16 protein-coding genes are annotated in these 24,914 nt (G+C 71.4%); 15 read left to right on the plus strand and 1 reads right to left on the minus strand.

Translation table 11 applies throughout. The annotated features are described in order from the left end of the window. Positions 1–42: 42 nt before the first annotated feature. Together CP967_RS23100 and clpX are read left to right on the plus strand one after the other, a co-directional pair. Positions 43–726 carry an ATP-dependent Clp protease proteolytic subunit gene (locus CP967_RS23100; RefSeq protein WP_150492000.1) on the plus strand — a complete coding sequence of 228 codons (684 nt, stop codon included), beginning with the start codon at positions 43–45 and terminating at the stop codon, positions 724–726. A gap of 156 nt (positions 727–882) precedes the next feature. Further along, the gene (gene clpX / locus CP967_RS23105) at positions 883–2,181 is read left to right on the plus strand and encodes an ATP-dependent Clp protease ATP-binding subunit ClpX (RefSeq protein ID WP_150489800.1); all 1,299 of its coding nucleotides are present in this window, start codon (positions 883–885) and stop codon (positions 2,179–2,181) included. 77 nt (positions 2,182–2,258) lie between these two features. Here the strand turns inward: clpX and CP967_RS23110 are convergent, their stop codons facing one another. Beyond that, positions 2,259–3,263, minus strand: a complete 1,005-nt coding sequence (locus tag CP967_RS23110; RefSeq protein WP_150489801.1) for a hypothetical protein — start codon at positions 3,261–3,263, stop codon at positions 2,259–2,261. Positions 3,264–3,399: 136 nt separating this feature from the next. Here CP967_RS23110 and CP967_RS23115 point away from each other — a divergent pair, with 136 nt between their 5' ends. From CP967_RS23115 to CP967_RS23175, 13 genes are all read left to right on the plus strand, one after another. After that, positions 3,400–6,021: a valine--tRNA ligase gene (locus CP967_RS23115; protein WP_150489802.1), complete on the plus strand. Its 2,622-nt coding sequence runs from the start codon at positions 3,400–3,402 to the stop codon at positions 6,019–6,021. A gap of 155 nt (positions 6,022–6,176) precedes the next feature. Continuing rightward, positions 6,177–7,700 (plus strand): bifunctional tetrahydrofolate synthase/dihydrofolate synthase, encoded by a 1,524-nt coding sequence (gene folC, locus CP967_RS23120; RefSeq protein WP_150489803.1) that lies wholly within the window; start codon positions 6,177–6,179, stop codon positions 7,698–7,700. Positions 7,701–7,703: 3 nt separating this feature from the next. Further along, on the plus strand, positions 7,704–8,066 hold the full coding sequence (locus tag CP967_RS23125) for a DUF4233 domain-containing protein (RefSeq protein ID WP_150489804.1): 363 nt from the start codon (positions 7,704–7,706) through the stop codon (positions 8,064–8,066). A gap of 94 nt (positions 8,067–8,160) precedes the next feature. Further along, positions 8,161–8,574 carry a nucleoside-diphosphate kinase gene (ndk, locus tag CP967_RS23130; protein WP_150489805.1) on the plus strand — a complete coding sequence of 138 codons (414 nt, stop codon included), beginning with the start codon at positions 8,161–8,163 and terminating at the stop codon, positions 8,572–8,574. A 293-nt stretch (positions 8,575–8,867) separates the two neighbouring features. Next, on the plus strand, positions 8,868–9,887 hold the full coding sequence (locus tag CP967_RS23135; RefSeq protein ID WP_150489807.1) for a rod shape-determining protein: 1,020 nt from the start codon (positions 8,868–8,870) through the stop codon (positions 9,885–9,887). A gap of 101 nt (positions 9,888–9,988) precedes the next feature. Further along, complete coding sequence (gene mreC / locus CP967_RS23140; RefSeq protein WP_150489808.1) at positions 9,989–11,065, plus strand: rod shape-determining protein MreC; 1,077 nt, start codon at positions 9,989–9,991, stop codon at positions 11,063–11,065. A gap of 11 nt (positions 11,066–11,076) precedes the next feature. Continuing rightward, a complete protein-coding gene (gene mreD / locus CP967_RS23145) occupies positions 11,077–11,736 on the plus strand; it encodes a rod shape-determining protein MreD (RefSeq protein ID WP_150489809.1) in 660 nt (219 codons plus the stop codon). A 64-nt stretch (positions 11,737–11,800) separates the two neighbouring features. Beyond that, positions 11,801–13,978, plus strand: a complete 2,178-nt coding sequence (gene mrdA / locus CP967_RS23150; protein WP_150489810.1) for a penicillin-binding protein 2 — start codon at positions 11,801–11,803, stop codon at positions 13,976–13,978. Beyond that, positions 13,978–15,168, plus strand: coding sequence for a rod shape-determining protein RodA (gene rodA, locus CP967_RS23155; RefSeq protein WP_150489811.1), 1,191 nt, complete (start codon positions 13,978–13,980; stop codon positions 15,166–15,168). The genes mrdA and rodA overlap by 1 nt, the downstream gene beginning before the upstream one ends. Before the next feature lie 40 nt (positions 15,169–15,208). Further along, on the plus strand, positions 15,209–16,738 hold the full coding sequence (locus CP967_RS23160; RefSeq protein ID WP_150489812.1) for a CYTH and CHAD domain-containing protein: 1,530 nt from the start codon (positions 15,209–15,211) through the stop codon (positions 16,736–16,738). A 51-nt stretch (positions 16,739–16,789) separates the two neighbouring features. Further along, positions 16,790–18,715: a TIGR03960 family B12-binding radical SAM protein gene (locus CP967_RS23165; RefSeq protein ID WP_150489813.1), complete on the plus strand. Its 1,926-nt coding sequence runs from the start codon at positions 16,790–16,792 to the stop codon at positions 18,713–18,715. A 409-nt stretch (positions 18,716–19,124) separates the two neighbouring features. Next, entirely contained in the window at positions 19,125–19,907 is a 783-nt protein-coding gene (locus CP967_RS23170) for a TIGR03936 family radical SAM-associated protein (RefSeq protein ID WP_150489814.1), read from the plus strand. A 230-nt stretch (positions 19,908–20,137) separates the two neighbouring features. After that, positions 20,138–24,592 carry a ribonuclease E/G gene (locus tag CP967_RS23175; RefSeq protein ID WP_150489815.1) on the plus strand — a complete coding sequence of 1,485 codons (4,455 nt, stop codon included), beginning with the start codon at positions 20,138–20,140 and terminating at the stop codon, positions 24,590–24,592. Positions 24,593–24,914 lie beyond the last annotated feature (322 nt).

Raw genomic sequence — 24,914 nt, forward strand, 5'->3', positions numbered from 1 at the left:
CCTCTCGTACGCCGAGACCCCAGCCCCTTGAACGCCACCAGGATGGTGAACACCCACATGAACAACTTCCCCGGCGCCTCCGCGAGCGGCCTCTACACCGGCCCGCAGGTGGACAACCGCTACGTCGTCCCGCGCTTCGTGGAGCGCACCTCGCAGGGTGTGCGTGAGTACGACCCGTACGCGAAGCTCTTCGAGGAGCGCGTGATCTTCCTCGGCGTCCAGATCGACGACGCCTCGGCCAACGACGTCATGGCGCAGCTGCTGTGCCTGGAGTCGATGGACCCGGACCGCGACATCTCCATCTACATCAACAGCCCCGGCGGCTCGTTCACCGCGCTCACCGCGATCTACGACACGATGCAGTTCGTGAAGCCGGACATCCAGACGGTCTGCATGGGCCAGGCGGCCTCCGCCGCCGCGATCCTGCTCGCCGCCGGCACCCCGGGCAAGCGCATGGCCCTGCCGCACGCGCGCGTCCTGATCCACCAGCCGTCCTCCCAGACCGGCCGCGAGCAGCTCTCCGACCTGGAGATCGCCGCCAACGAGATCCTGCGCATGCGCACCCAGCTGGAGGAGATGCTGGCCAAGCACTCCACCACCCCGCTGGAGAAGATCCGCGAGGACATCGAGCGCGACAAGATCCTCACCGCGGAGGACGCGCTCGCCTACGGTCTGGTCGACCAGATCGTCTCCACGCGCAAGACCACGGCCGGAGCGGCCGTCTGACGTCGGCCTTTCCCCTTGGCACGCTCCGCTCGCACGGCCACGGCCGTGTGAACCGTGCCAAGGGGGGCCCGAACGGGGGGCAAGGCAAGGTACCGTCGGATAGAGGCACCAGGAGCCGCTGAACCAGGCTGCTCCCAGGCGAAGGGGAAGCACCTCGTGGCACGCATCGGTGATGGCGGCGACCTGCTCAAGTGCTCGTTCTGCGGAAAGAGCCAGAAGCAGGTGAAGAAGCTCATCGCGGGACCCGGTGTGTACATCTGCGACGAGTGCATCGATCTCTGCAACGAGATCATCGAGGAAGAGCTCGCCGAGAGCTCCGAAGTGCGGTGGGAGGAGCTCCCCAAGCCGCGCGAGATCTACGAGTTCCTCGAGGGGTACGTCGTCGGGCAGGAGCCCGCGAAGAAGGCCCTCTCGGTCGCTGTGTACAACCACTACAAGCGGGTCCAGGCCGGCGAGAACGGCGGCGCGCAGGGCCGTGACGACGCGATCGAGCTCGCCAAGTCCAACATCCTGCTGCTGGGCCCCACCGGCTCCGGCAAGACGCTCCTCGCGCAGACGCTGGCCCGCATGCTCAACGTCCCGTTCGCCATCGCCGACGCGACGGCGCTGACGGAGGCCGGCTATGTCGGCGAGGACGTCGAGAACATCCTGCTGAAGCTGATCCAGGCCGCGGACTACGACGTCAAGAAGGCCGAGACCGGGATCATCTACATCGACGAGATCGACAAGGTCGCCCGCAAGAGCGAGAACCCGTCGATCACCCGCGACGTCTCCGGCGAGGGCGTCCAGCAGGCCCTGCTGAAGATCCTGGAGGGGACCACCGCCTCCGTACCGCCGCAGGGCGGACGCAAGCACCCGCACCAGGAGTTCATCCAGATCGACACGACGAACGTGCTGTTCATCGTGGGCGGCGCGTTCTCCGGTCTGGAGAAGATCATCGAGTCGCGGGCCGGCGCCAAGGGCATCGGCTTCGGCGCGACGATCCGCTCCAAGCGGGAGATCCAGGCCAGCGACCAGTTCCAGGAGGTCATGCCGGAGGACCTGGTGAAGTTCGGGATGATCCCCGAGTTCATCGGCCGCCTCCCCGTGCTGACCTCGGTCCACAACCTGGACCGCGAGGCCCTGCTCCAGATCCTCATCGAGCCGCGCAACGCCCTGGTGAAGCAGTACCAGCGGCTGTTCGAACTCGACGGCGTGGAGCTGGACTTCGAGCGCGAGGCGCTTGAGGCCATCGCCGACCAGGCGATCCTGCGCCAGACCGGCGCCCGTGGGCTGCGCGCCATCATGGAGGAAGTCCTCCAGTCCGTGATGTACGAGGTCCCGTCCCGCAAGGACGTGGCCCGCGTGGTCATCACCCCCGACGTCGTCCGCGACAACGTCAACCCGACGCTGGTCCCGCGCGAGCCCCGCACCATCGGCAAGAACGACGGCGGCCGCCACGAGAAGTCCGCGTAGCGGCACCGCGCCCGCGCGCACACGAAAGGGGCGCCCCGCCGGAGGAACCGGCGGGGCGCCCCTTTCGGCTCCCGCCGTCAGACCTTGGTGCGCGAGGTGTTGTACAGCTTGGCCGCGAGCGCCGCGACATCCGCCGTCGGCATGGCCTTGTTGGTCATGGCCGCGCCGACGTCGATACCGATGACGATGCCGACCGTGCTGTGGTCGGCCCAGATGCAGACCGGGGTGAGGATCTCCTTGGGACCGCCCTGCACGGTGCCGTCGGCCTCCTCGTTGACCACCTTGAAGGTCTGGCACTTCATGAGCGCGCCCTCGAACCCGGCGGGCTCGACGGCCTCGGGGGAGCCGACGAGCGAGACGTCGCTGTCCTCCTCCTTCTCCATCTCCAGCTTGGCGCCCGCGAAGGCGCCGTCGAGCGTCTTCGCGGGATCCGCGATCTCGCCCCAGACGCCCTTCAGCATGAGCGCCTTGGCGGTCAGCGGGTTCTTGGCCATGTCGCCGCTCTCGTACTCCGCGCCGACCTCGTTCGGGGACTTGACGCCCATCGCCTCGGACTTGGCCTTCTCCTCGCCCGTCAGCGGCCCCGACTTGCCGCCGCCGTCGCCCGACTTCTTGTAGTCGTCCACGGAGGCCGCCGGCGTCAGCTTGTACCCCTTGGTGTCGGACGCCACGTCACCGCCGCCCCCGCCCGAGGTGAAGAAGTACACGCCGCCCGCGACCAGCGCGACGGCCACCACGGCCGCTCCGATGATCAGGCCGGTCTTCTTCTTCGGCGCCTCGGGCGGCATCCCGCCGTAGGCCTGCTGGCCGCCGTACGGGGGCGTGGGCGGCTGCTGGCCGTACGGACCGGGCTGCTGGCCCTGCTGCGGGTAGCCGTACCCGGGCTGCGGGGGCTGCTGCTGCGGGGGGACGCCCTGGGGAGCCTGCTGCGGGTAGCCGTAACCGGGCTGCGGGGGACCCTGCGGCGGCGGGCCGCCGTACGGGCCGGGCTGCTGGCCGTACGGACCCGGCTGCTGGCCGTAGGGTCCGGGCTGACCCTGGGGCGGCGGGCCGCCGTACGGGCCCGGCTGGTTGTAGCTCATTGGGCTGTCCCCTCCAGAATGCTTGTGCGTTATCGACATCCTGACGGACGACGCCCTGACATGGGGTATCGCACGGCACACCGTTACTGAACAATCCCGTTTCAGTGCAGGACTGTGACGGCCCTAAACTGTCTCCGTGACCGAGAACGCGACGCAGCAGACAGCCAGCACCCCCGAACTCCCGACCCAGTACGCGCCGGCCGAGGTAGAGGGCAAGCTGTACGAACGCTGGGTCGAGCGCGGTTACTTCGAGGCCGACGCGACGAGCGAGAAGCCCCCGTACACGATCGTCATCCCCCCGCCCAACGTCACCGGCTCGCTCCACCTGGGCCACGCCTTCGAGCACACGCTGATCGACGCCCTCACCCGCCGCAAGCGCATGCAGGGGTACGAGACGCTGTGGCAGCCCGGTATGGACCACGCCGGCATCGCCACCCAGAACGTCGTCGAGCGCGAGCTCGCCAAGGAGGGCAAGTCCCGCCACGACCTGGGCCGCGAAGCCTTCGTCGAGCGGGTCTGGGAGTGGAAGGCCGAGTCCGGCGGGCAGATCGCCGGCCAGATGCGGCGCCTCGGTGAGGGCCTGGCGTGGAGCCGGGACCGCTTCACCATGGACGAGGGGCTGTCCCGGGCCGTCCAGACCGTCTTCAAGAAGATGTTCGACGACGGTCTGATCTACCGCGCCGAGCGCATCATCAACTGGTGCCCGCGCTGTCTGACGGCCATCTCCGACATCGAGGTCGACTACCAGGACGACGACGGCGAGCTCGTCTCCATGAAGTACGGCGAGGGCGAGGACTCCATCGTCGTCGCCACCACCCGCGCGGAGACGATGCTCGGTGACACCGCTGTCGCCGTCCACCCCGACGACGAGCGCTACGCCCACCTGATCGGCAAGCGGATCAAGCTGCCGTTGACCGACCGTACGATCCCGGTCGTCGCCGACACCCACGTCGACCCCGAGTTCGGCACCGGCGCAGTCAAGGTGACCCCGGCGCACGACCCCAACGACTTCGCCATCGGCCAGCGCCACGACCTGGAGTCCATCGAGGTCCTCGACGAGCGCGGCGTGATCACCGCCCACGGTCCCTTCGAGGGCCTGGACCGCTTCGAGGCCCGCTCCGCGATCGTCGCCGCACTGCGTGCCGAGGGCCGGATCGTCGCCGAGAAGCGCCCGTACGTCCACTCCGTCGGCCACTGCTCGCGCTGCAAGACGACGCTGGAGCCCCGCCTCTCGATGCAGTGGTGGGTCAAGGTCGAGACGCTGGCCAAGGCCGCCGGCGACGCGGTCCGCGACGGCCGGGTCGACATCCACCCGGCCGAGATGTCGCAGCGGTACTTCGACTGGGTCGACAACCTCAACGACTGGTGCATCTCGCGCCAGCTGTGGTGGGGCCACCGCATCCCCGTCTGGCACGGCCCGGACGGTGAGCTGGTCTGCGTCGGCCCCGACGACGAGGCGCCCACGGGCGAGGGCTGGACGCAGGACACCGACGTCCTCGACACGTGGTTCTCGTCCGGCCTGTGGCCGTTCTCCACGCTCGGATGGCCGGAGCGGACACCGGACGTGGAGAAGTTCTACCCGAACTCCGTCCTGGTCACCGGCTACGACCTGATGTTCTTCTGGGTCGCCCGGATGATGATGTTCGGCCTGTACGCGATGGACGGGCAGCCGCCGTTCCGCACGATCGCGTTCCACGGGATGGTCCGCGACGAGTTCGGCAAGAAGATGTCGAAGTCGTTCGGGAACACGGTCAACCCGCTGGACTGGATGGACAAGTACGGCTCCGACGCCCTGCGCTTCACCCTGGCCAAGGGCGCCAACCCGGGCGTCGACGTCCCGATCGGCGAGGACTGGGTCCAGGCGTCCCGGAACTTCGCCAACAAGATCTGGAACGCGACCCGCTTCGCGATGATGAACGGCGCGACGGTCGACGGCCCGCTCCCGGACACCTCCGAGATGACGGCCGCCGACCGCTGGATCCTGTCGCGCCTGAACAAGGTCGTCGCCGAGGCGGACGCCTACTACGACGACTACCAGTTCGCCAAGCTGGCCGACGCCCTCTACCACTTCGCGTGGGACGAGGTCTTCGACTGGTACGTCGAGCTGTCGAAGACGACGTTCTTCGACGGCGGCGAGCAGGCCAAGGTCTCGGCCCGCGTCCTGGGCGAGGTCCTCGACGTCACCCTGCGCCTGCTCCACCCGATCGTCCCGTTCGTCACCGACACCCTGTGGACCACGCTGACGGGCCGCGAATCGGTCGTCATCGCGGAATGGCCGAAGGACTCCGGCTTCCGCGACGAGGCCGCCGAGCGCGAGATCGAGCTGGTCCAGCAGGTCGTCACCGAGGTCCGCCGCTTCCGCTCGGACCAGGGCCTGCAGCCGGGGCAGAAGGTCCCCGCCCGGCTGGAGCTCGGCGGCACGGCGCTCGCCCCGCACGAGGCCGCCATCCGCCAGCTCCTGCGCCTCCAGCCGGAGGGCGAGGGCTTCGCCGCCACCGCCTCCCTGCCGGTCGCCGGTGCCACGGTCGCCCTCGACCTGTCCGGCACGATCGACGTCGCCGCCGAGCGCAAGCGGCTCACCAAGGACCTGGGCGCCGCCGAGAAGGAGAAGGCCCAGGCGGTCGGGAAGCTGGGCAACGAGGCGTTCCTGGCCAAGGCCCCGGACCAGGTGGTCGACAAGATCCGGACCAGGCTGGCCAAGGCCGAGGCCGACATCGAGCGGATCACCGCCCAGCTGGCGAACCTGCCGCAGAGCTGATCCTCTGGTGACGGAGCCCCCGCGTACCCGACCGACCGGGTCCGCGGGGGTTCCGCCGTGTCCGGGCGGGGCGCCGGGACGCGCGGCGGTGTGCCCGGGCGGGCCACGCACCGGGCGCTGCGCGTGTTGTCCGTGCCCATCCGTAGACTGGCCCTGTGAGTGAGCCCCGCCCTTCAGACCGGCACGACGCGTCAGACTCCGACGGCACCTTCGAGGAGATCGTCGACGAAGCGACCCAGCGCGACCCCGACCTGGCGGTGATCGAGGCCGGCAGCCGTACGCTGCGTACGCAGTCCGGCCCGCCCCAGAGCGAAGCGGTCCCGGCCCGCCCCGCGGACCCGGAGACCGACCGGGCGCTGCGCGCCGTGGAGGAGGAGCTCGCCGGCCGCTGGGGCGAGACCAAGCTGGAACCCTCGGTGACCCGCATCGCGGCCCTGATGGACGTGCTCGGCGAGCCGCAGCGCGCCTACCCCTCGGTCCACATCACGGGGACGAACGGCAAGACCAGCACCGCCCGCATGATCGAGGCCCTGTTCGGCGCCCTCGACCTGCGTACCGGCCGCTACACCTCCCCGCACGTCCAGTCGATCACCGAGCGGATCAGCCTGGACGGCGCCCCCGTCTCCGCCGAGCGCTTCATCGAGACGTACGAGGAGATCAAGCCCTACGTCGAGATGGTCGACAGCCGGCAGCCCTACCGCCTGTCCTTCTTCGAGGTGATGACGGGCATGGCGTACGCGGCGTTCGCCGACGCCCCCGTCGACGTCGCCGTCGTCGAGGTCGGCATGGGCGGCACCTGGGACGCGACCAACGTCATCGACGGCTCGGTCGCCGTGGTCACGCCCATCGCCCTGGACCACACGGACCGCCTGGGGACCACCCCCGCCGAGATCGCCGGCGAGAAGTCCGGTGTGATCAAGCCGGGCGCCACGGTGATCCTGGCCCAGCAGCCCGTCGAGGCCGCCCAGGTACTCCTGAAGAAGGCCGTCGAGGCCGACGCCACGGTGGCCCGTGAGGGCATGGAGTTCGGCGTCGTCTCCCGTGAGGTCGCCGTCGGCGGCCAGCTGCTGACGCTCCGCGGCCTCGGGGGCGAGTACGAGGACGTCTTCCTCCCGCTCTACGGCGCCCACCAGGCGCACAACGCCGCGGTCGCCCTCGCCGCGGTCGAGGCGTTCTTCGGGATCGGCAAGGAGCAGGCCCGCACCCTCGACGCCGAAGCGGTCCGCAAGGCGTTCCTCTCGGTGCTCTCCCCGGGCCGGCTGGAGGTCGTGCGGTCCAGCCCGACCGTCGTCCTGGACGCGGCCCACAACCCGGCCGGGGCCCGTGCCACCGCCGAGGGCATCACCGAGGCGTTCAGCTTCTCCCGGCTCATCGGGGTCGTCGGCGCCAGCGAGGGCAAGGACGTGCGGGGTCTCCTCGAAGCCTTCGAGCCGATCTTCGCCGAGGTGGTCGTCACCCGGAACTCCAGCTCCCGGGCCATGGACGCCGACGAGCTGGCCGCGGTCGCCGTCGAGGTCTTCGGCCAGGACCGGGTGCAGGTCGAACCCCGTCTCGACGACGCGCTGGAGGCGGCGATCACCCTCGCCGAGGAAGAGGCGGAGTACGCGGGCGCCGGAGTCCTGGTGACCGGTTCCGTGATCACGGTCGGCGAGGCCCGGCTCCTCCTGGGAAGGCACTGACCTGTGCGTACGCTCTGCGCCTCGACGCTGATCAGCGAGTTCTTCGTGATCGGCTTCGCCGGGCTCGTCGCGATGAAGTCCGACGACCTGGCCATGGGCACGGTCTGGACCGTCTGCGGGATCGGCATGCTGCTGTCCGTGCTGTTCTGCGGTGTGATCACCCGGCCCGGCGGCGTCCAGCTCGGGTGGGCGCTCCAGATCGCGCTGATCCTCAGCGGTTTCTTCGTCCCGATGATGTACATCCTCGGGGTCGCCTTCGCCGCCCTGTGGTGGGCGTCCGTCCACTACGGCCGGAAGATCGACGAGGCGAAGGCCCGCTGGGCGGCGATGGCGGAGGCCCAGGAGAGCCCACAGGCTCACGCCTGAGCATGACGCAGCGTAACCCGGTCACCGGGCCGTCCCCGTACCCCTGTAATCTCAGGGCCCTCACACGCACCACCACGTCCGCAAGGAGCCGCACATGACGCAGCGCACCCTCGTCCTTCTGAAGCCCGACGCCGTCCGGCGCGGGCTGATCGGCGAGATCGTCGGCCGTATCGAGCGCAAGGCCAACTGGACGATCACCGCGCTGGAGCTGCGGACCCTGGACCAGGAGACCCTGGAGCAGCACTACGGCGAGCACAAGGGCCGGCCCTTCTACGAGCCGCTCGTCGAGTTCATGTCCTCCGGTCCCGTGGTGGCCCTGGTGGCCGAGGGCGAGCGGGTCATCGAGGGCGTCCGCGCCCTCGCCGGCCCCACCGACCCGATCGCCGCCGCGCCCGGTTCCATCCGTGGCGACTTCGGCACGATCACCCGGGAGAACCTCATCCACGCCTCGGACTCGGAGGAGTCCGCGGAGCGGGAACTCAAGCTCTTCTTCCCGGGGCTTTCCTGACTTCCGCTCGGCCAAACAGCGCTCAGGGCCTGGGGCGACCGAAGTAATTCGGTCGCCCTTCGGCATAGGGCCACGTATCGCGGGAACGCATCCCCCCGACGTAACGTCACCATGGGTGGAACGGGCTACTGTTCCACCCGCAAAGGCGAAGGACCCTCGCGCTGTGTCCGTCCGTACGGCACTACGATGGAAGCCTCCACGCCCGCAGCGCCCACCTCGCCTACCTGGAACAAGCCATTTTTCCGCTTCCTGGGAAGGCCCGACGCATCCTCATGGGGAACAAGGGGAACTCAATGTCGTTCATCGGCCGTGACATGGCTATCGACCTCGGGACTGCCAACACGCTGGTGTACGTCAGGGGGCGCGGCATCGTCCTGAACGAGCCGTCCGTCGTGGCCATCAACACCAACACCGGCGGAATTCTCGCGGTCGGCTCCGAGGCCAAGAAGATGATCGGGCGCACCCCGGGCAACATCGTTGCCGTGCGCCCGCTGAAGGACGGCGTGATCGCCGACTTCGAGATCACGGAGCGGATGCTCCGCTATTTCATCCTCAAGATCCACAAGCGCCGCTACCTGGCCCGCCCGCGGGTCGTCGTCTGCGTGCCCTCCGGCATCACCGGGGTCGAGCGGCGCGCCGTCATCGAGGCGTCGACGCAGGCGGGCGCACGCCAGGTGCACATCATCGAGGAGCCGATGGCCGCCGCCATCGGCTCCGGGCTGCCGGTCCACGAGGCCACCGGCAACATGGTCGTCGACATCGGCGGGGGCACGACCGAGGTCGCGGTGATCTCGCTCGGCGGAATCGTCACTGCCCAGTCGATCCGGGTCGCCGGTGACGAACTGGACAACGCGATCATCCAGCACGTCAAGAAGGAGTACTCCCTCCTCCTCGGCGAGCGCACCGCCGAACAGATCAAGATCACCATCGGCTCGGCGTTCGACCTCGACAAGGACGAGCACACCGAGATCCGCGGCCGCGACCTGGTCTCCGGGCTGCCCAAGACCGTGGTCATCTCGGCCGGCGAGGTCCGCAAGGCGATCGAGGAGCCGGTCAACGCGATCGTCGACGCCGTGAAGACCACCCTGGACAAGTGCCCGCCGGAGCTCTCCGGTGACATCATGGACCGCGGCATCGTCCTCACCGGCGGCGGCGCACTGCTGCGCGGCCTGGACGAGCGGCTCCGCAACGAGACGGGCATGCCCATCCACATCGCCGAGGACCCGCTGGACTCGGTGGCCCTCGGTTCCGGCAAGTGCGTCGAGGAGTTCGAGGCGCTCCAGCAGGTGCTGGACGCCCAGCCCCGCCGGTAGGACCGACCTGGCGTTCCGCCGCCCGGGCGCCGCCGCGCCCGGCGGCGGAACGCTGACATACAGGCACGAACATTCCGACGAGGAAGGCACGGCCGCCGCACGTGAGGGACACACGAGAGAGCCGGCTGCTCCTGGTGCTGCTGATCGCGATCGCGTTCGCGTTGATCACAGTGGACATCCGCGGGGGCGAGGAGTCGCCGGTGGACGGTGCCCGGCAGGCCGCCGCCACGGTCTTCGGGCCGGTCGAGAACGGCGTCGCGGCGGCGGTGGACCCGGTGGGCAACGCCATCGGCGCCGTACGGGACTCCGGGGACCGGCACGACCGGATCGCGGCCCTGGAACACGAGAACGCCGAACTGAAGGCGAGACTCGGCAGCGACGACCGCAACAGCAGCAAGGCCCGGCAGCTCGACTCCCTGCTCAGGACCGCGGGAACCGGCCAGTACGGCATCAAGGCCGCCGAGGTCATCGCCATAGGAGCGGCCCAGGGCTTCTCCTGGACGATCACCATCGACGCGGGCGCCGACGACGGCCTGCGGCGCGACATGACCGTGCTCAACGGCGAAGGGCTCGTCGGCCGGGTCACCACCGTCGGCCCGGAGACCGCGACCGTGCTCCTGGCCAACGACCCCGACTTCACCGTCGGGACCCGGATGGAGAAGACCGACGAACTCGGCTTCGCCACCGGCCAGGGCTCCAGGCCGCTCTCCGTCCAGTTCCTCAACGGCAAGGCCGAAGTGAAGAAGGGCGACCGGCTGGTCACCTTCGGCTCCAGCGAGGACAAGCCCTTCGTGCCCGGTGTGCCGGTCGGCCGGGTCGTCCGTGTGGACCCCTCGGGCGGCGACCTGACCCGCACCGTCTACGTCGAGCCGTTCGTCGGCTTCACCAAGCTGGACATCGTCGGCATCGTGGTGCAGGCACCCCGCGAGGACCCGCGCGACATGGTCCTGCCGAAGCAGCCCGCCAAGCCCGCGAAGCCCAAGCCCACCCCCACGGTCACCGTCACCGTCCAGCCCAACGGCGACCTCGTCGACGGCAGCGGCAAGGTGGTCGGCAACATCAACGACAAGCCCGACGCCGACGCCGGGAGCGGTACCGGCACGGAGACCGGCGCCGCCGACCCGCCCGAGGGCAACGCCGACACACCCGCCGGTGACACGGCGAACGAGCAGGAATAGAGCTGATCCCCATGCGCGTGAACCGGACCCTGCTCTCCGCCGTCCTGGTCGTCGTCGCCCTCGTCGTCCAGGTCTCCGTACTCGCCCGCCTCCAACTCCCCGGAGCCACCCCCGACCTGCTGCTCCTGGTCGTCCTCGGACTCGCCTTCGTCTACGGACACGTCGCCGGCGCGCTGACCGGATTCGGCGCCGGCCTCCTGGCCGACCTGGCACCGCCCGCCGACCACGCGGCCGGACGGTACGCCCTGGTGCTCTGCGTCATCGGCTACCTCGCCGGACTGACCCGCCCCGCGAACGGCCGGCTCACGTCGGCCTTCGCCCCGATGGCCGTGGTCGTCGCCGCGGCCCTCGGCTCCACCCTGCTCTACGCCGGGGTCGGCGCCCTGGTCGGCGACACGGCCGCCCGCCATGTGGGCCTCGGCAGCCTGCTGTTCACCGCGGCGCTGTACGACCTGCTGCTCGCCCCCTTCACGATCCCGCTGATCATGGCCCTCGCCAGACGTACCGAGACCGACCCGGTCACCGAGAACGCCGGCGGTGACGTCGCCGCCGGATGGCTGGCCTCGGGCACCGGGCTGAGCATCGGCAGCCAGCGCGGCCAGCTGCGTCTGCGGGCGGCCCGCGGCCGCGCCGCACGCGCGGGAAGGATCAAGGGGGTCAAGCGACTGTGAGGCCCTTCTCCCCCGGGGGCGACCCCCGTACCCCTGGCCGACCCACCAGCACCGGGGGCGCCCCGTGAGCAACATCCCGGAGACGGGCCGGACCCAGCGGGTCCAGATCCGCCTCGTCGTCATCCAGGTCCTCGTCTTCTCCCTGCTCCTCACCCTCGGCGGCCGGCTCTGGTACCTCCAGATCCGCAACGGCGACGAGTACACCGACGAGGCGAAGAACAACCACGTCCAGCAGGTCGTGCAGCCGGCCGTCCGCGGCTCCATCCTCGACGCCCGGGGCGTACCCCTCGCCGACAACGAGACCCGTCTCGTCGTCTCGGCCAGCCGCACCGAGCTGATGAAGATGAAGGACGACGGCGCCGGTGTGCTGACCCGCCTCGCCGGGGTCCTGGGCATGGAGCCCAAGGAGGTCACGGACAAGGTCCGCCTCTGCGACTCCAAGACCCCCCAGCCCTGCTGGAACGGCTCGCCCTACCAGCCGATCCCCGTCACCGACGAGGCCACCACCCAGCAGGCCCTGCAGATCCGCGAGCGCGCCGAGGACTTCCCCGGCATCACCGCCGAACCCACCGCGGTACGCCGCTACGCCTCGCCCGGCAAGGCCAACACCGCCCAGGTGCTCGGCTACCTCTCGCCGGTGACCGACGAGGAGGTCACCAAGGCCCAGGACACCGACTCGCCCTACCTCCGCTCCGACCAGGTCGGCCGCTCCGGCCTGGAGCGCACCTACGACAAGGAGCTGCGCGGCAAGGCCGGCGTCACCCGGTACGAGGTCGACAACCTCGGGCGGGTCATCGGCGAGGCCCAGAACGACGAGGCCGAGCCGGGCTCCAGCATCGTCACCTCCATCGACGCCCGGGTCCAGGCCGTCGCCGAGTACGAGCTCAACAAGGCGATGGAGACGGCCCGCAAGGAGATGGACCGCAACACCAACGAGCTCTACAAGGCGGACTCCGGCGCCGTCGTCGTCATGGAGACGAAGACCGGCCGCATCGTCTCCATGGCCTCCCTGCCGACCTACGACCCCAACGCCTGGATCGGCGGCATCTCCGCCAAGGACTACGCGAAGCTCACCGGCAAGAAGTCCAACTTCCCGCTGCTGAACCGGGCCATCCAGGGCACCGCGGCCCCCGGGTCCATCTTCAAGGTCATCTCCTCGACGGCCGCGGTCAACGCCGGCTACGACTTCGACGGCAGCTACCCCTGCCCGAGCTCCTACTCCATCGGCGGCCAGGTCTTCAAGAACTTCGAGTCCCAGGGGTACGGCAGCATCGACCTCGGCCGCGCCCTGGAGGTCTCCTGCGACACCGTCTACTACGGCCTGGCGCACAAGGAATGGGCCAAGGACGGCGGCAACAAGCCGAAGAAGAACCCGGCGGACTGGTTCTACAAAACCGCCCACCAGTTCGGCCTCGGCAAGGAGACCGGCATCGACCTCCCCAACGAGGTCGCCGGCCGCGTCCCCGACCGCGAGTGGAAGCAGGACTTCTACGACGCCAACAAGGACGCCTGGTGCAAGCAGGGCAAGAAGGACGGCACCTACGTCGAGAAGATCGCGTACGAAGGCTGCGTCGAGGGCTACAAGATGCGCGCCGGTGACTCCGTCAACTACTCGATCGGCCAGGGCGACACCCTCGTCACCCCGATCCAGATGGCCACCATCTACGCCGCCATCGCCAACGGCGGCACCCTCTACGACCCCACCGTCGGCAAGGCGGTCATCAGCGGTGACGGCAGGACGGTGAAGGAGATCGAGCCCCGGGCCCACGGCAAGCTGCCGTTCAAGGGCGACACCCGCGACAAGATAGACGAAGCCCTCGCGGGAGTCGCGACCCGGGGCAGCGCCGCCTGGCGTTTCGGCGGCTGGCCCCAGGACAAGATCCCGATGCACGCCAAGACGGGTACCGCCGAGGTCTACGGCAAGCAGACGACCTCCTGGTTCGCCTCGTACACCGAGGACTACTCGATCGTCATGACGATCTCCCAGGGCGGTACGGGCTCCGGCGCCTCCGGCCCCGCCGTGCGCAACATCTACAGCGCGCTCTACGGGCTGGACGCCTCCGGCAAGCAGGACCTCAAGAAGGCCCTGCTGCCCGAGCCCCAGAAGACCCTCCCGAAGATCACCCCCGACGGCTCGATCGTCGCCCCGAAGATCAAGCCCTACACTCCCGAACCGCCCGCCCAGGACGGCACGCAGCAGCTCGCCGCGGGCCTCGCCGGGGCACCGGGGAGGAGGGACTGATGGCAGGCTTCTCCGTCTCCCGCTACGCCCCCGAACGCTCCGCCTGGGCCAAGCTCACCGCCCGCGACTCCGTCGTCCGGCGGCTGGACTGGCCCCTGCTCGGCTCCGCGCTCGCGCTGTCCTTCGCCGGGTCGCTGCTGGTCTGGTCGGCGACCCGCAACCGGGACTCGCTGACCCACGGCGACCCCTACTACTTCCTCTTCCGGCACGTCCTGAACACCGGCATCGGCCTGGCGCTGATGATCGGCACCATCTGGCTCGGGCACCGCACCCTGCGGGGCGCGGTCCCGGTCCTCTACGGCCTCTCGGTCGTCCTCGTCGTGGCGGTCCTCACCCCGCTGGGCGCCACCGTCAACGGCGCGCACGCCTGGATCCTCCTTCCCGGTGGCTTCTCCCTCCAGCCCTCCGAGTTCACCAAGATCACGATCATCCTGGGGATGGCGATGCTGCTCGCCGCCCGCGTCGACGCGGGCGACCAGCTCCACCCCGACCACCGCACGGTCGCCAAGGCGCTCGGCCTGGCACTCGTCCCGATGGCCGTCGTCATGCTGATGCCCGACCTCGGCTCCGTCATGGTCATGGCCGTCATCGTGCTCGGGGTGCTGCTGGCCTCCGGGGCGTCCAACCGCTGGATCTTCGGACTCCTCGGGGCCGGCACCGCGGGCGCCCTGGCCGTCTGGCAGCTCGGCGTGCTCGACGACTACCAGATCGCCCGCTTCGCCGCCTTCGCCAACCCCGCCCTCGACCCGGCCGGCGTCGGCTACAACACCAACCAGGCCCGGATCGCCATCGGTTCCGGCGGACTCACCGGCACCGGCCTCTTCCAGGGCTCGCAGACCACCGGCCAGTTCGTCCCCGAACAGCAGACCGACTTCGTCTTCACCGTCGCGGGGGAGGAGCTGGGCTTCGTCGGCGCCGGGCTGATCATCGTGCTGCTCGGTGTCGTCCTGTGGCGCGCCTGCCGCATCGCCCGCGAGACCACCGAGCTGTACGGCACGATCGTCGCCGCCGGCATCATCGCCTGGTTCGCCTTCCAGTCCTTCGAGAACATCGGGATGACCCTCGGCATCATGCCGGTGGCCGGCCTGCCGCTGCCCTTCGTCTCGTACGGCGGGTCGTCGATGTTCGCCGTATGGGTGGCGATCGGGCTGCTCCAGTCGATCCGGGTGCAACGGCCCATGTCGGCCTGAGACCACGCATGATCCCGCCCCGCGCGGATACATTCGGTCCATGGCGGACTCGAAACGTGAGATCGAGCGGAAGTACGAAGCCACCCCGGACACCCGGCTGCCCGACCTGACCGGGGTGGCCGGGGTCGCGGCCGTCGCCCCCCGGGGCGTCTTCGAGCTGGACGCCGTGTACTACGACACGGACGACCTCAGACTCGCCGCCGGCTCGCTCACCCTGCGGCGCCGGACCGGGGGAGAGGACGCCGGATGGCACCTCAAGTTCCCGGTCCGCGCCGACACCCGCGACGAGATCCGGGCCCCGCTCTCCGACACCCTGCCGCCCGCCCTCGCCTCGCTGGTCCGCTCCCGCGTCCGCGGCCGGCCGGTCGCCCCCGCCGCCCGCGTCCTGTCCACCCGCGACGTCCACCACCTCCTCGACGGGAACGGCCTGCTGCTCGCCGAGGTGAGCATCGACGAGGTGCTCGCCGAACGTCTGACCGCCCGGGGGCGCGGCACCACCTCCACCTGGACCGAGATCGAGGTCGAACTCGCCGACGACGGCGACCCGGCCCTCCTCGACGCCGTCGGGGACCGTCTGTGCGAGGCCGGTGTACGCCCCGCCCGCTCGGCCTCCAAACTGGCCAGGGCCCTGGCCGGCACCGCCCCCCGGGAGGAACGGGAACAGCGGCCCGGGACCGCCGCCCCGCGCACCGCCGGCGACCACGTCCTCGCCTACCTGCGCGAGCAGGCCGACGCCCTCGTCACCCTCGACCCCGCCGTGCGCCGGGACCTGCCCGACAGCGTCCACCACATGCGGGTCGCCACCCGCAGACTCCGCAGCGCCCTGCGGACGTACCGCGCGGTGCTCGGCCGGGCCGCCACCGACCCGGTGCGCGAGGAGCTGAAATGGCTCGCCGCCGAACTGGGCGTCGACCGCGACCGGGAAGTCCTGGACGCACGGCTCCGCAGCAGGATCGCGGAACTGCCCGGCACCCTGGTCCTCGGCCCGGTGCGGGCCCGGCTGGACCTCTCCTCCGCCGCCCGGCGCGCCGGAGCGCGGAGCCGGGTTCTGGAGGCGCTGGACTCGGAACGCCACCTGGCCCTGCTGGAGTCGCTGGAGGACCTTCTCGCCGATCCGCCGCTGCGGCCCCGCGCGGCGAAGGCCCCCGGGAAGGTCCTGCCGCGCGCGGTACTGAAGGAGCACGCACGCCTGGCCGCCCGCGTCGGCCACGCCCTGGAACTGCCGCCGGGCCCGGACCGTGACACGGCCCTGCACGAGGCCCGCAAGACCGCCAAACGGGTCCGCTACGCGGCCGAGGCCGCCCGGCCCGCCCTCGGCAAGCCCGCCAAAAAAGTCGCCGCACGGACGAAGAAGGTCCAGAAGGCCCTCGGCGACCACCAGGACAGCGTCGTGGCCCGCGACGCCCTCCGCACCCTCGCCGCCCAGGCACACGGCGCCGGCGAGTCCGCGTTCACCTGGGGTCTCGTGTACGGACACGAGGAGGCGGCCGCCGGGGAACGGGAACGCGAACTGCCCGGGGTGTGGGCCCGCGCGGCGGAGCCCGGTCTGCGGGCGGCGCAGGAGCACTGAGCACCGGGGTACGCTTGATGGTCACCCCTGCCAGCTCACGAAGGTCCTCAGATGTCTGCCGAGTCGGTCTTCCCGCAGCTCGAAGCTCTGCTCCCGCATGTGCAGAAGCCCATCCAGTACGTCGGCGGTGAGCTGAACTCCACCGTCAAACCGTGGGACGAATGCGACGTCCGCTGGGCCCTCATGTACCCGGACGCCTACGAGGTCGGGCTCCCCAACCAGGGCGTCATGATCCTCTACGAGGTACTCAACGAGCGGGACGGCGTCCTCGCCGAGCGGACGTACAGCGTCTGGCCCGACCTCGAGGCGCTGATGCGCGAGCACCGGGTGCCCCAGTTCACCGTGGACAGCCACCGCCCCGTCGGCGCGTTCGACGTGTTCGGGCTGAGCTTCTCCACCGAGCTCGGCTACACCAACATGCTCACGGCACTGGACCTCGCGGGCATCCCGCTGGAGGCGAAGGACCGTACCGTCGACCACCCGATCGTGCTCGCGGGCGGCCACGCGGCGTTCAACCCGGAGCCGATCGCGGAGTTCATCGACTGCGCGGTCATCGGCGACGGGGAACAGGCCGTCCTGGAGGTCACCGAGATCATCCGCGCCTGGAAGGCCGAAGGCCGGCCCGGAGGCCGGGAGGAGGTGCTGCTCCGCCTGGCGAAGACCGGCGGCGTGTACGTCCCCGGCTTCTACGACGTGGAGTACCTCCCCGACGGCCGCATCGGCCGGGTCGTGCCCAACCGGTCGGGCGTGCCGTGGCGGGTGTCCAAGCACACCGTGATGGACCTCGACGAGTGGCCGTACCCCAAGCAGCCCCTCGTGCCGCTGGCCGAGACCGTCCACGAGCGGATGTCCGTCGAGATCTTCCGCGGCTGCACCCGCGGCTGCCGTTTCTGCCAGGCCGGCATGATCACGCGCCCCGTGCGGGAGCGAAGCATCACCGGCATCGGCGAGATGGTCGACAAGGGACTCAAGGCCACCGGCTTCGAGGAGGTCGGGCTGCTCTCGCTGTCCTCCGCCGACCACACCGAGATCGGTGAGATCGCCAAGGGACTGGCCGACCGCTACACCGAGGACAAGATCGGCCTCTCGCTGCCCTCCACCCGCGTCGACGCGTTCAACGTGGACCTGGCCAACGAGCTGACCCGCAACGGCCGCCGGTCCGGCCTCACCTTCGCCCCCGAGGGCGGCTCCGAGCGCATGCGCAAGGTCATCAACAAGATGGTCTCGGAGGAGGACCTGATCCGGACCGTCGCCACCGCCTACGGCAACGGCTGGCGCCAGGTGAAGCTGTACTTCATGTGCGGCCTGCCCACCGAGACCGACGAGGACGTCCTCCAGATCGGCGACATGGCGGTCAACGTCATCGCCAAGGGCCGCGAGGTGTCCGGCCAGAACGACATCCGCTGCACCGTCTCCATCGGCGGCTTCGTGCCCAAGCCGCACACCCCCTTCCAGTGGGCCCCCCAGCTGGGCGCGGAGGAGACCGACGCCCGGCTCGCCAAGCTCCGCGACAAGATCCGCGGCGACAAGAAGTACGGCCGCTCCATCGGCTTCCGCTACCACGACGGCAAGCCCGGCATCGTCGAGGGCCTGCTCTCCCGGGGCGACCGCCGTGTCGGCTCCGTCATCCGCGAGGTCTACGAGTCCGGCGGCCGCTTCGACGGCTGGCGCGAGCACTTCAGCTACGACCTGTGGATGAAGAGCGCCGGGAAGACGCTGCCGGAGTTCGGCGTGGACGTCGACTGGTACACCACCCGTGAGCGGACCTACGAGGAGGTCCTGCCCTGGGACCACCTGGACTCCGGCCTCGACAAGGACTGGCTCTGGGAGGACTGGCAGGACGCCCTCGACGAGACCGAGGTCGAGGACTGCCGCTGGACGCCGTGCTTCGACTGCGGGGTGTGCCCGCAGATGGACACCAGCATCCAGATCGGCCCCACCGGCAAGAAACTGCTGCCGCTCACCGTCGTGAAGTAACGCTCACGCCGTGAAGTAACGCTCACCGTCGTGAAGTAGCCACGAGTGGCCGGCCGGGGGCAGCCCGGTGACGAACGCCCGGCCCCGGGAGACCCCGGGCCGGGCGTTCGCGTCCGCGCCGCCGGGGCGCACGGTGTGCGCCGGCGGCCGGCCCGCCGCAGGTCAGGCGGGCGCGGGAACTCCACGGGTCCGCTGCGCGTACCCTGGGTAGGACAACGACTGTCCCCAGTGCGGCGCCCGCACCCGAGATCTCCCCGACCGCCGACCCCGTCGCCGGCCGGGGGTGAGCCGGAGCGGCACCCCGGGGCACCCTGTACTTCGTGGGCGGCACGCCACCGCGTCCGCCCCGCACCGAGGAGAAGAACCACTGGGCAAGCGACAGCCCGAAGGCCCGCCGCCCGCGCCGGCGGTGCAGCGCATCCGACTGCGCTACACCAAGCGGGGCCGCCTCCGGTTCACCAGTCACCGAGACTTCCAGCGTGCCTTCGAGCGGGCGCTGCGCCGCTCCGAGGTGCCCATGGCCTACTCGGCGGGCTTCACCCCGCACCCCAAGGTCTCGTACGCCAACGCCGCCCCTACCGGTACGGGCAGCGAGGCCGAGTTCCTGGAGATCGCCCTCACCGAGGCACGCGACCCCGCCGTCCTGCGCGCGCTGCTCGACGCGTCGCTGCCCGACGGCCTCGACATCACCGACGCCGTCGAGGCCCGCACCCCGGGCCTCGCCGACCGGCTCACCGCCTCCGTGTGGGAACTGCGGCTGGACCGGGTCGCCGTCGAGGACGCGCGCAAGGCCGTCGACGCCTTCATGGCCGCCGGAACCGTCGAGGTCCAGCGCCGGGCGAAGAACGGCATGCGCACCTTCGACGCCCGTGCCGCGGTCGTCGAACTGCAGGCCCTTGATCCACAGCCTGATAGGCCCGGGGACACGCCCTGTGCGATACTGCGGCTGGTTGTGCGGCACGAGACACCCGCCGTGCGACCCGACGACGTCCTGTCCGGTCTCCGAGCTGTGGCCGACCTGGCGCCGCCGGTCCCCGCAGCGGTGACCAGGCTGGCGCAGGGGCTCTTCGACGAGGAGTCCGGCACGGTGACCGACCCGCTCGCGCCCGACCGCGAGGCAGCCCCGGCCGTCAGTACGCAGGCCGACCCGGCCGCCGTCGCGACGGTGCCCGAGGGTGCGGGTTCCGCGTAAGGCGGTCGTCGTAGCGCAGCCCTCGGACCCGGGAGCCACCTGGGTCGGGCCGCGCACAACCCCCATAAGACTTTCGCCAGGCCGTACGCAGACCGCGTAGGGAACCGGCGAGCCAGACATCAGCTCCCGTGCGGCGCCCGCGCCCCGGAGGGCGCGTCGCGCACATCACGCGAAGCGTCCCGACCGGAATCAGACGCGGCGCCCGGGAGCGCGACGGGAGAACCGCCCGCATGCACGAGCCGAACGAACCCGGTGCGACCGGGAACACCGAAGAGAACAACGCCCCCGGGGACAAGCTGCCGCCGCGCCGCAGGCGCCGCGCCGCCTCCCGGCCCGCGGGTCCGCCCTCGGGCGGACCGGGCGCGTCCGCCCCGGTGGACGCCACGCCGGCCATACCGGCGGGGTCCGACGCCGAAGCGCCCTTTGCCGCCGAGGCCGCTGCCACCGAGGCCGGCGACGCCGCGCCGCCGGCGCGTCCGCGCCGCCGCGCGGTGCGCAAGGCGACCGCCCCGGCGGGCGCCCCCCGGAGTGGCGGGACCGCTGAGGCCGGGCCGACCGAGACGGCCGCGGAGAGCGTGGAGCCGGCGGTGGCCGCCGGTAGCGCCCCGGCCGACGAGACGGCCGGAACGGCCGAGGCCGCGCCCCCCGCCCGGCCGCGCCGCCGGGCGGTGCGCAAGGCGACCGCCCCCGCCGGTGCGCCCGAGGCCGCCGAGCAGATCGCCGAGCCGGCCGTGGCCGAGGAGCCGGAAGAGCTGGAAGAGGCCGAGGAAGCCGTGGAGGCCGAGGCCGTGGAGCCCGAGCCTGTGGAGTCCGAGCCTGTGGCGGCCCCCCGTGGCCGTCGTCGCGTCGTCCGTAAGGCGACCGCACCGGCCGGCCCCCCGCAGCCCGTCGGATCCGCCGGGGAGCCCGCCGCAGACGAATCTGCCCCCGCTGCCGAACCCGCCGCCGCTGCCGAACCCGCCCCCGTGGCGGAGCCGGCCGCCGCGCCGCGCGGCCGTGGACGGCGGCGCGCCTCCGCTCCGGCCGGTACGCCGCAGACCGCCGGGACGGCCGTTCCGGAGCCCGAGGCCGTGGAGCCCGCGGCTGTGGAGGCCCCGGCCGCGCAGGCCCCGGCCGAAGAAGCCGCCCCCGCGGAACCGGCCGCCGCGGCCCCCCGCCGTCGTCGTGCCACCCGCAAGGCGAGCGCCCCCGCAGGAGCCCCGCAGCCCACCGGGCCCGCCGCCCCGGCCGAGGAACTCGCCGAGGCGTCGGCCGCCGGCACCGGTGAGAGCCTTCCCGCCGCTGTGGCGGAGGAACTGGCCGCCGAGACCGCCGGGACCACCGAGGAAGCAGCGCCGCGCGGCCGCCAGCGCCGTCGTGCCACCGCTCCCGCGGGCCGGCCCGAGTTCACCGGCAGGGCCGAGGAGCCGGAACGCCGCAGCCGTCGCGCCACGCGCCCCGCCGTCGCCGTCTTCCAGGCCCCGGTCTTCGCCGAGCCGATGTTCCAGACCCCGGAGACCGCGGCCGCCGCGGCAGCCGCGGCCGGTCCCGCCTCGCCGTACGACGAGGAGGACGAGCACGAGGAGCGGCAGACGGAGGAGCGGACCCCGCGCAGGGACACCGGCCGGCAGCGGACCGCCGCCGAGACCGCCCCGGGCACCGAGGAGACCGAGGCGGCGCCGCAGAGCGGTTCGCGCCGTCGCCGTCGCCGCCGCGGTGAGGCCGTCGAGACCGAGCCGGCCGCGACACCCGTCACGCTGCCCGCCGAGGAGACCCCCGAGGACGAGCACGAGGAGGACCGGGCCGACACCGGCGCCGAGCACGAGGGCGAGGGTGACGAGGCCGACGAGTACGGCGACCGGCCCTCCCGCCGTCGCCGCCGCGGTGGCCGCCGCCGCCGTCGTGGCGAGGCCGGTGACCCGGAGGACACCGAGCAGCACGACGAACCCGTGAGCGGGGCCGCCGAGGCATCCGACGAGGAGCGGCAGGACCGGGACGACGAGGAGGAGGACGACGAGTCCGGCCCCTCCGGCTCCAGCAGCAGCCGCCGTCGCCGTCGCCGTCGCCGCCGCAGCTCGGACGCCGCGTCCGAGGAGGCGGCCACGGGCTCGGACGACCCGGAGCGTACGGTCGTCAAGGTCCGGGAGCCGCGCAAGAAGGAGGCGGAGCGCGAGCCGGGTACCGGCTTCGACGAGGTCCGGTCCATCAAGGGCTCGACCCGTATGGAGGCCAAGAAGCAGCGCCGCCGCGAAGGGCGCGAGCAGGGCCGCCGCCGTGTGCCGATCATCACCGAGGCCGAGTTCCTGGCCCGCCGCGAGGCGGTCGAGCGGGTCATGGTCGTCCGCCAGAGCGGCGAGCGCACCCAGATCGGCGTCCTCGAGGACAACGTGCTCGTCGAGCACTACGTCAACAAGGAGCAGGCCACCAGCTACGTCGGCAACGTCTACCTGGGCAAGGTGCAGAACGTCCTGCCGTCCATGGAGGCGGCGTTCGTCGACATCGGCAAGGGGCGCAACGCCGTCCTGTACGCCGGTGAGGTCAACTTCGAGGCGCTCGGCATGGCCCACGGGCCGCGCCGCATCGAGAGCGCGCTGAAGTCCGGCCAGTCGGTCCTCGTCCAGGTGACCAAGGACCCGATCGGCCACAAGGGCGCCCGGCTGACCAGCCAGGTCTCGCTGCCCGGCCGCTACCTGGTCTATGTGCCCGAGGGCTCGATGACCGGTATCAGCCGCAAGCTGCCCGACACCGAGCGCGCCCGGCTGAAGACCATCCTCAAGAAGATCGTTCCCGAGGACGCGGGTGTCATCGTGCGCACCGCCGCCGAGGGCGCGAGCGAGGAGGAGCTGCGCCGCGACGTCGAGCGGCTGCAGGGCCAGTGGGAAGAGATCCAGAAGAAGTCGAAGAGCACCACCAGCTCCAACGCGCCGACCCTGCTGTACGGCGAGCCGGACATGACGGTGCGGGTCGTCCGCGACATCTTCAACGAGGACTTCTCGAAGGTGATCGTCAGCGGTGACGACGCGTGGGAGACCATCCACGGATATGTCTCGCAGGTGGCGCCGGACCTCGTGGACCGGCTGTCGCGGTGGACGTCCGAGGTCGACGTCTTCGCGACGTACCGGATCGACGAGCAGCTGATGAAGGCGCTGGACCGGAAGGTCTACCTGCCCAGCGGCGGCTCGCTGGTGATCGACAAGACCGAGGCGATGGTCGTCGTCGACGTCAACACCGGAAAGTTCACCGGGCAGGGCGGGAACCTCGAGGAGACCGTCACCAAGAACAACCTGGAGGCGGCCGAGGAGATCGTGCGCCAGCTGCGGCTGCGCGACCTCGGCGGCATCGTGGTCGTCGACTTCATCGACATGGTCCTGGAGTCCAACCGGGACCTCGTCCTGCGGCGGCTGCTGGAATGCCTGGGCCGGGACCGCACCAAGCACCAGGTCGCCGAGGTCACCTCGCTGGGCCTGGTCCAGATGACCCGTAAGCGCGTGGGGCAGGGTCTGCTGGAGTCCTTCTCCGAGACCTGCGTCCACTGCAACGGACGCGGTGTCATCGTGCACATGGAGCAGCCGGCGTCCACGGGCGGCGGGGGCGGCAAGAAGTCCAAGAAGCGCGGCCGGGGCGGCGCCGGGCACGACCACGAGCACGAGCACGCCGACCGCCACGAGCAGGAGCACGCCGCCGCGCACGACGGGCACGAGGAGCCCGCCGAGACGGAGGCCGAGGTGGCGGCCGAGGCAGCCGCCCCGGTGGCGCTGCCCGAGCCGGAGTTCGGCGCGGACGAGGAGCTGTACAGCAGCCCGGCCGAGGCCGAGGCGGCGGCCCGTGGCCGCGGACGTCGGCGTGGCGGCCGCAAGGCGACGGCCCCGGCCGGTGCCCCGCAGACCGCACCGGCACCGGCACCGGTGGCCGAGCCCGTCGCGGCGTCCGAGGCACGGCCCGAGCCGGCCGTGGAACCGGCGACGGCGGAGGCACCGGAACCGGCGGCCCCGGAACCGGCGGCACCGTCCGAGCCGGCACCGGGTGACGGAGCCGAGGCCCCGGCCGAGGCAGCGCCCCCGGCCCGGACGCGGCGCAGGGCGACCCGTAAGGCGACCGCTCCGGCGGGCTCGCCCAAGCAGGCCGACGTGCCGCAGCCGGTCCAGCCGGTCTCGCCCGCGGCGGAGCCCGTCGCGGCCGAGGACCCGGTCGCTCCGGCGGCCGAGCCGCCTGCCCGTCCGCAGGACGAGGCATCCGTCCAGGAGACCGCGCCCGAGGCTCCGGCCGCCGAGGAGGAGGCCGCACCGGTCGCCGCCCCGCCGCGCGCACGGCGCCGGGTGACCCGCAAGGTCACCGCCCCGGCGGGTTCGCCCGCCGGCGCCGGGGAGGCCGAGGTCGTCGTGGTGACGGGTGCGCCCGCCGCCGGTACCTCCGAGGCCGCCCCGGTGGCGGAGGACGGGGGGGAGGCAGCCCCGGCCCCGGCCAAGAAGACGGTCCGCAAGACCGCCAAGAAGGCCCCGGCCAAGAAGGCGACCGCGAAGAAGACGGCCGCCAAGACCACGGCGGCCAAGACGACGGCCGCCAAGTCCACAGCCGCGAAGAAGACGACGGCGAAGAAGGCCACGACGAAGAAGGCCACGACGAAGAAGACGACGGCGAAGAAGACCGTCGCCGCCGAGCAGTCGTCGCCCTCCGTGACCGCCTCGGCCCCGCCCGAGGAGGGCTGACCCCGGCCCGGCCGGGCGTCTCCAGCCCGGCCGGGTGTGATCCGTGTCCCGTTCTCACAAGGTGAGGGCGGGACACGGCCTTTGTTTCAGAATTGATGCAGAGGCTGGTTAACGGGCCCGAAATCACCGGAGAAATCCCTGATAATCTGACGACGGTCGCTGACTGTGAAGTTCCTGTAGGAGCGTCACGGAAGGTGACCAACCCGGTTCAGGACAGACCGGGCCCAGAAATTCTCGGTAGGGCGTCGGCATGTGCCGGTGGGGTTAAGCGCGGCCTCGTAGGACGTCCCGCAGCGCCCCGTGCCTCTGCCTGCGAAGAGCT

It is taken from the genome of Streptomyces nitrosporeus (assembly GCF_008704555.1).
Classification (GTDB): domain Bacteria; phylum Actinomycetota; class Actinomycetes; order Streptomycetales; family Streptomycetaceae; genus Streptomyces; species Streptomyces nitrosporeus.

Bases quoted from the DNA above. Each gene is read 5' to 3' on its own strand.
- CP967_RS23100 (WP_150492000.1), top strand. From the start codon at position 43: ATGGTGAACACCCACATGAACAACTTCCCCGGCGCCTCCGCGAGCGGC.
- CP967_RS23110 (WP_150489801.1), bottom strand. From the start codon at position 3,263: ATGAGCTACAACCAGCCGGGCCCGTACGGCGGCCCGCCGCCCCAGGGT.
- ndk (WP_150489805.1), top strand. From the start codon at position 8,161: ATGACGCAGCGCACCCTCGTCCTTCTGAAGCCCGACGCCGTCCGGCGC.
- CP967_RS23135 (WP_150489807.1), top strand. From the start codon at position 8,868: ATGTCGTTCATCGGCCGTGACATGGCTATCGACCTCGGGACTGCCAAC.
- mreD (WP_150489809.1), top strand. From the start codon at position 11,077: ATGCGCGTGAACCGGACCCTGCTCTCCGCCGTCCTGGTCGTCGTCGCC.
- rodA (WP_150489811.1), top strand. From the start codon at position 13,978: ATGGCAGGCTTCTCCGTCTCCCGCTACGCCCCCGAACGCTCCGCCTGG.
- CP967_RS23160 (WP_150489812.1), top strand. From the start codon at position 15,209: ATGGCGGACTCGAAACGTGAGATCGAGCGGAAGTACGAAGCCACCCCG.
- CP967_RS23165 (WP_150489813.1), top strand. From the start codon at position 16,790: ATGTCTGCCGAGTCGGTCTTCCCGCAGCTCGAAGCTCTGCTCCCGCAT.
- CP967_RS23175 (WP_150489815.1), top strand. From the start codon at position 20,138: ATGCACGAGCCGAACGAACCCGGTGCGACCGGGAACACCGAAGAGAAC.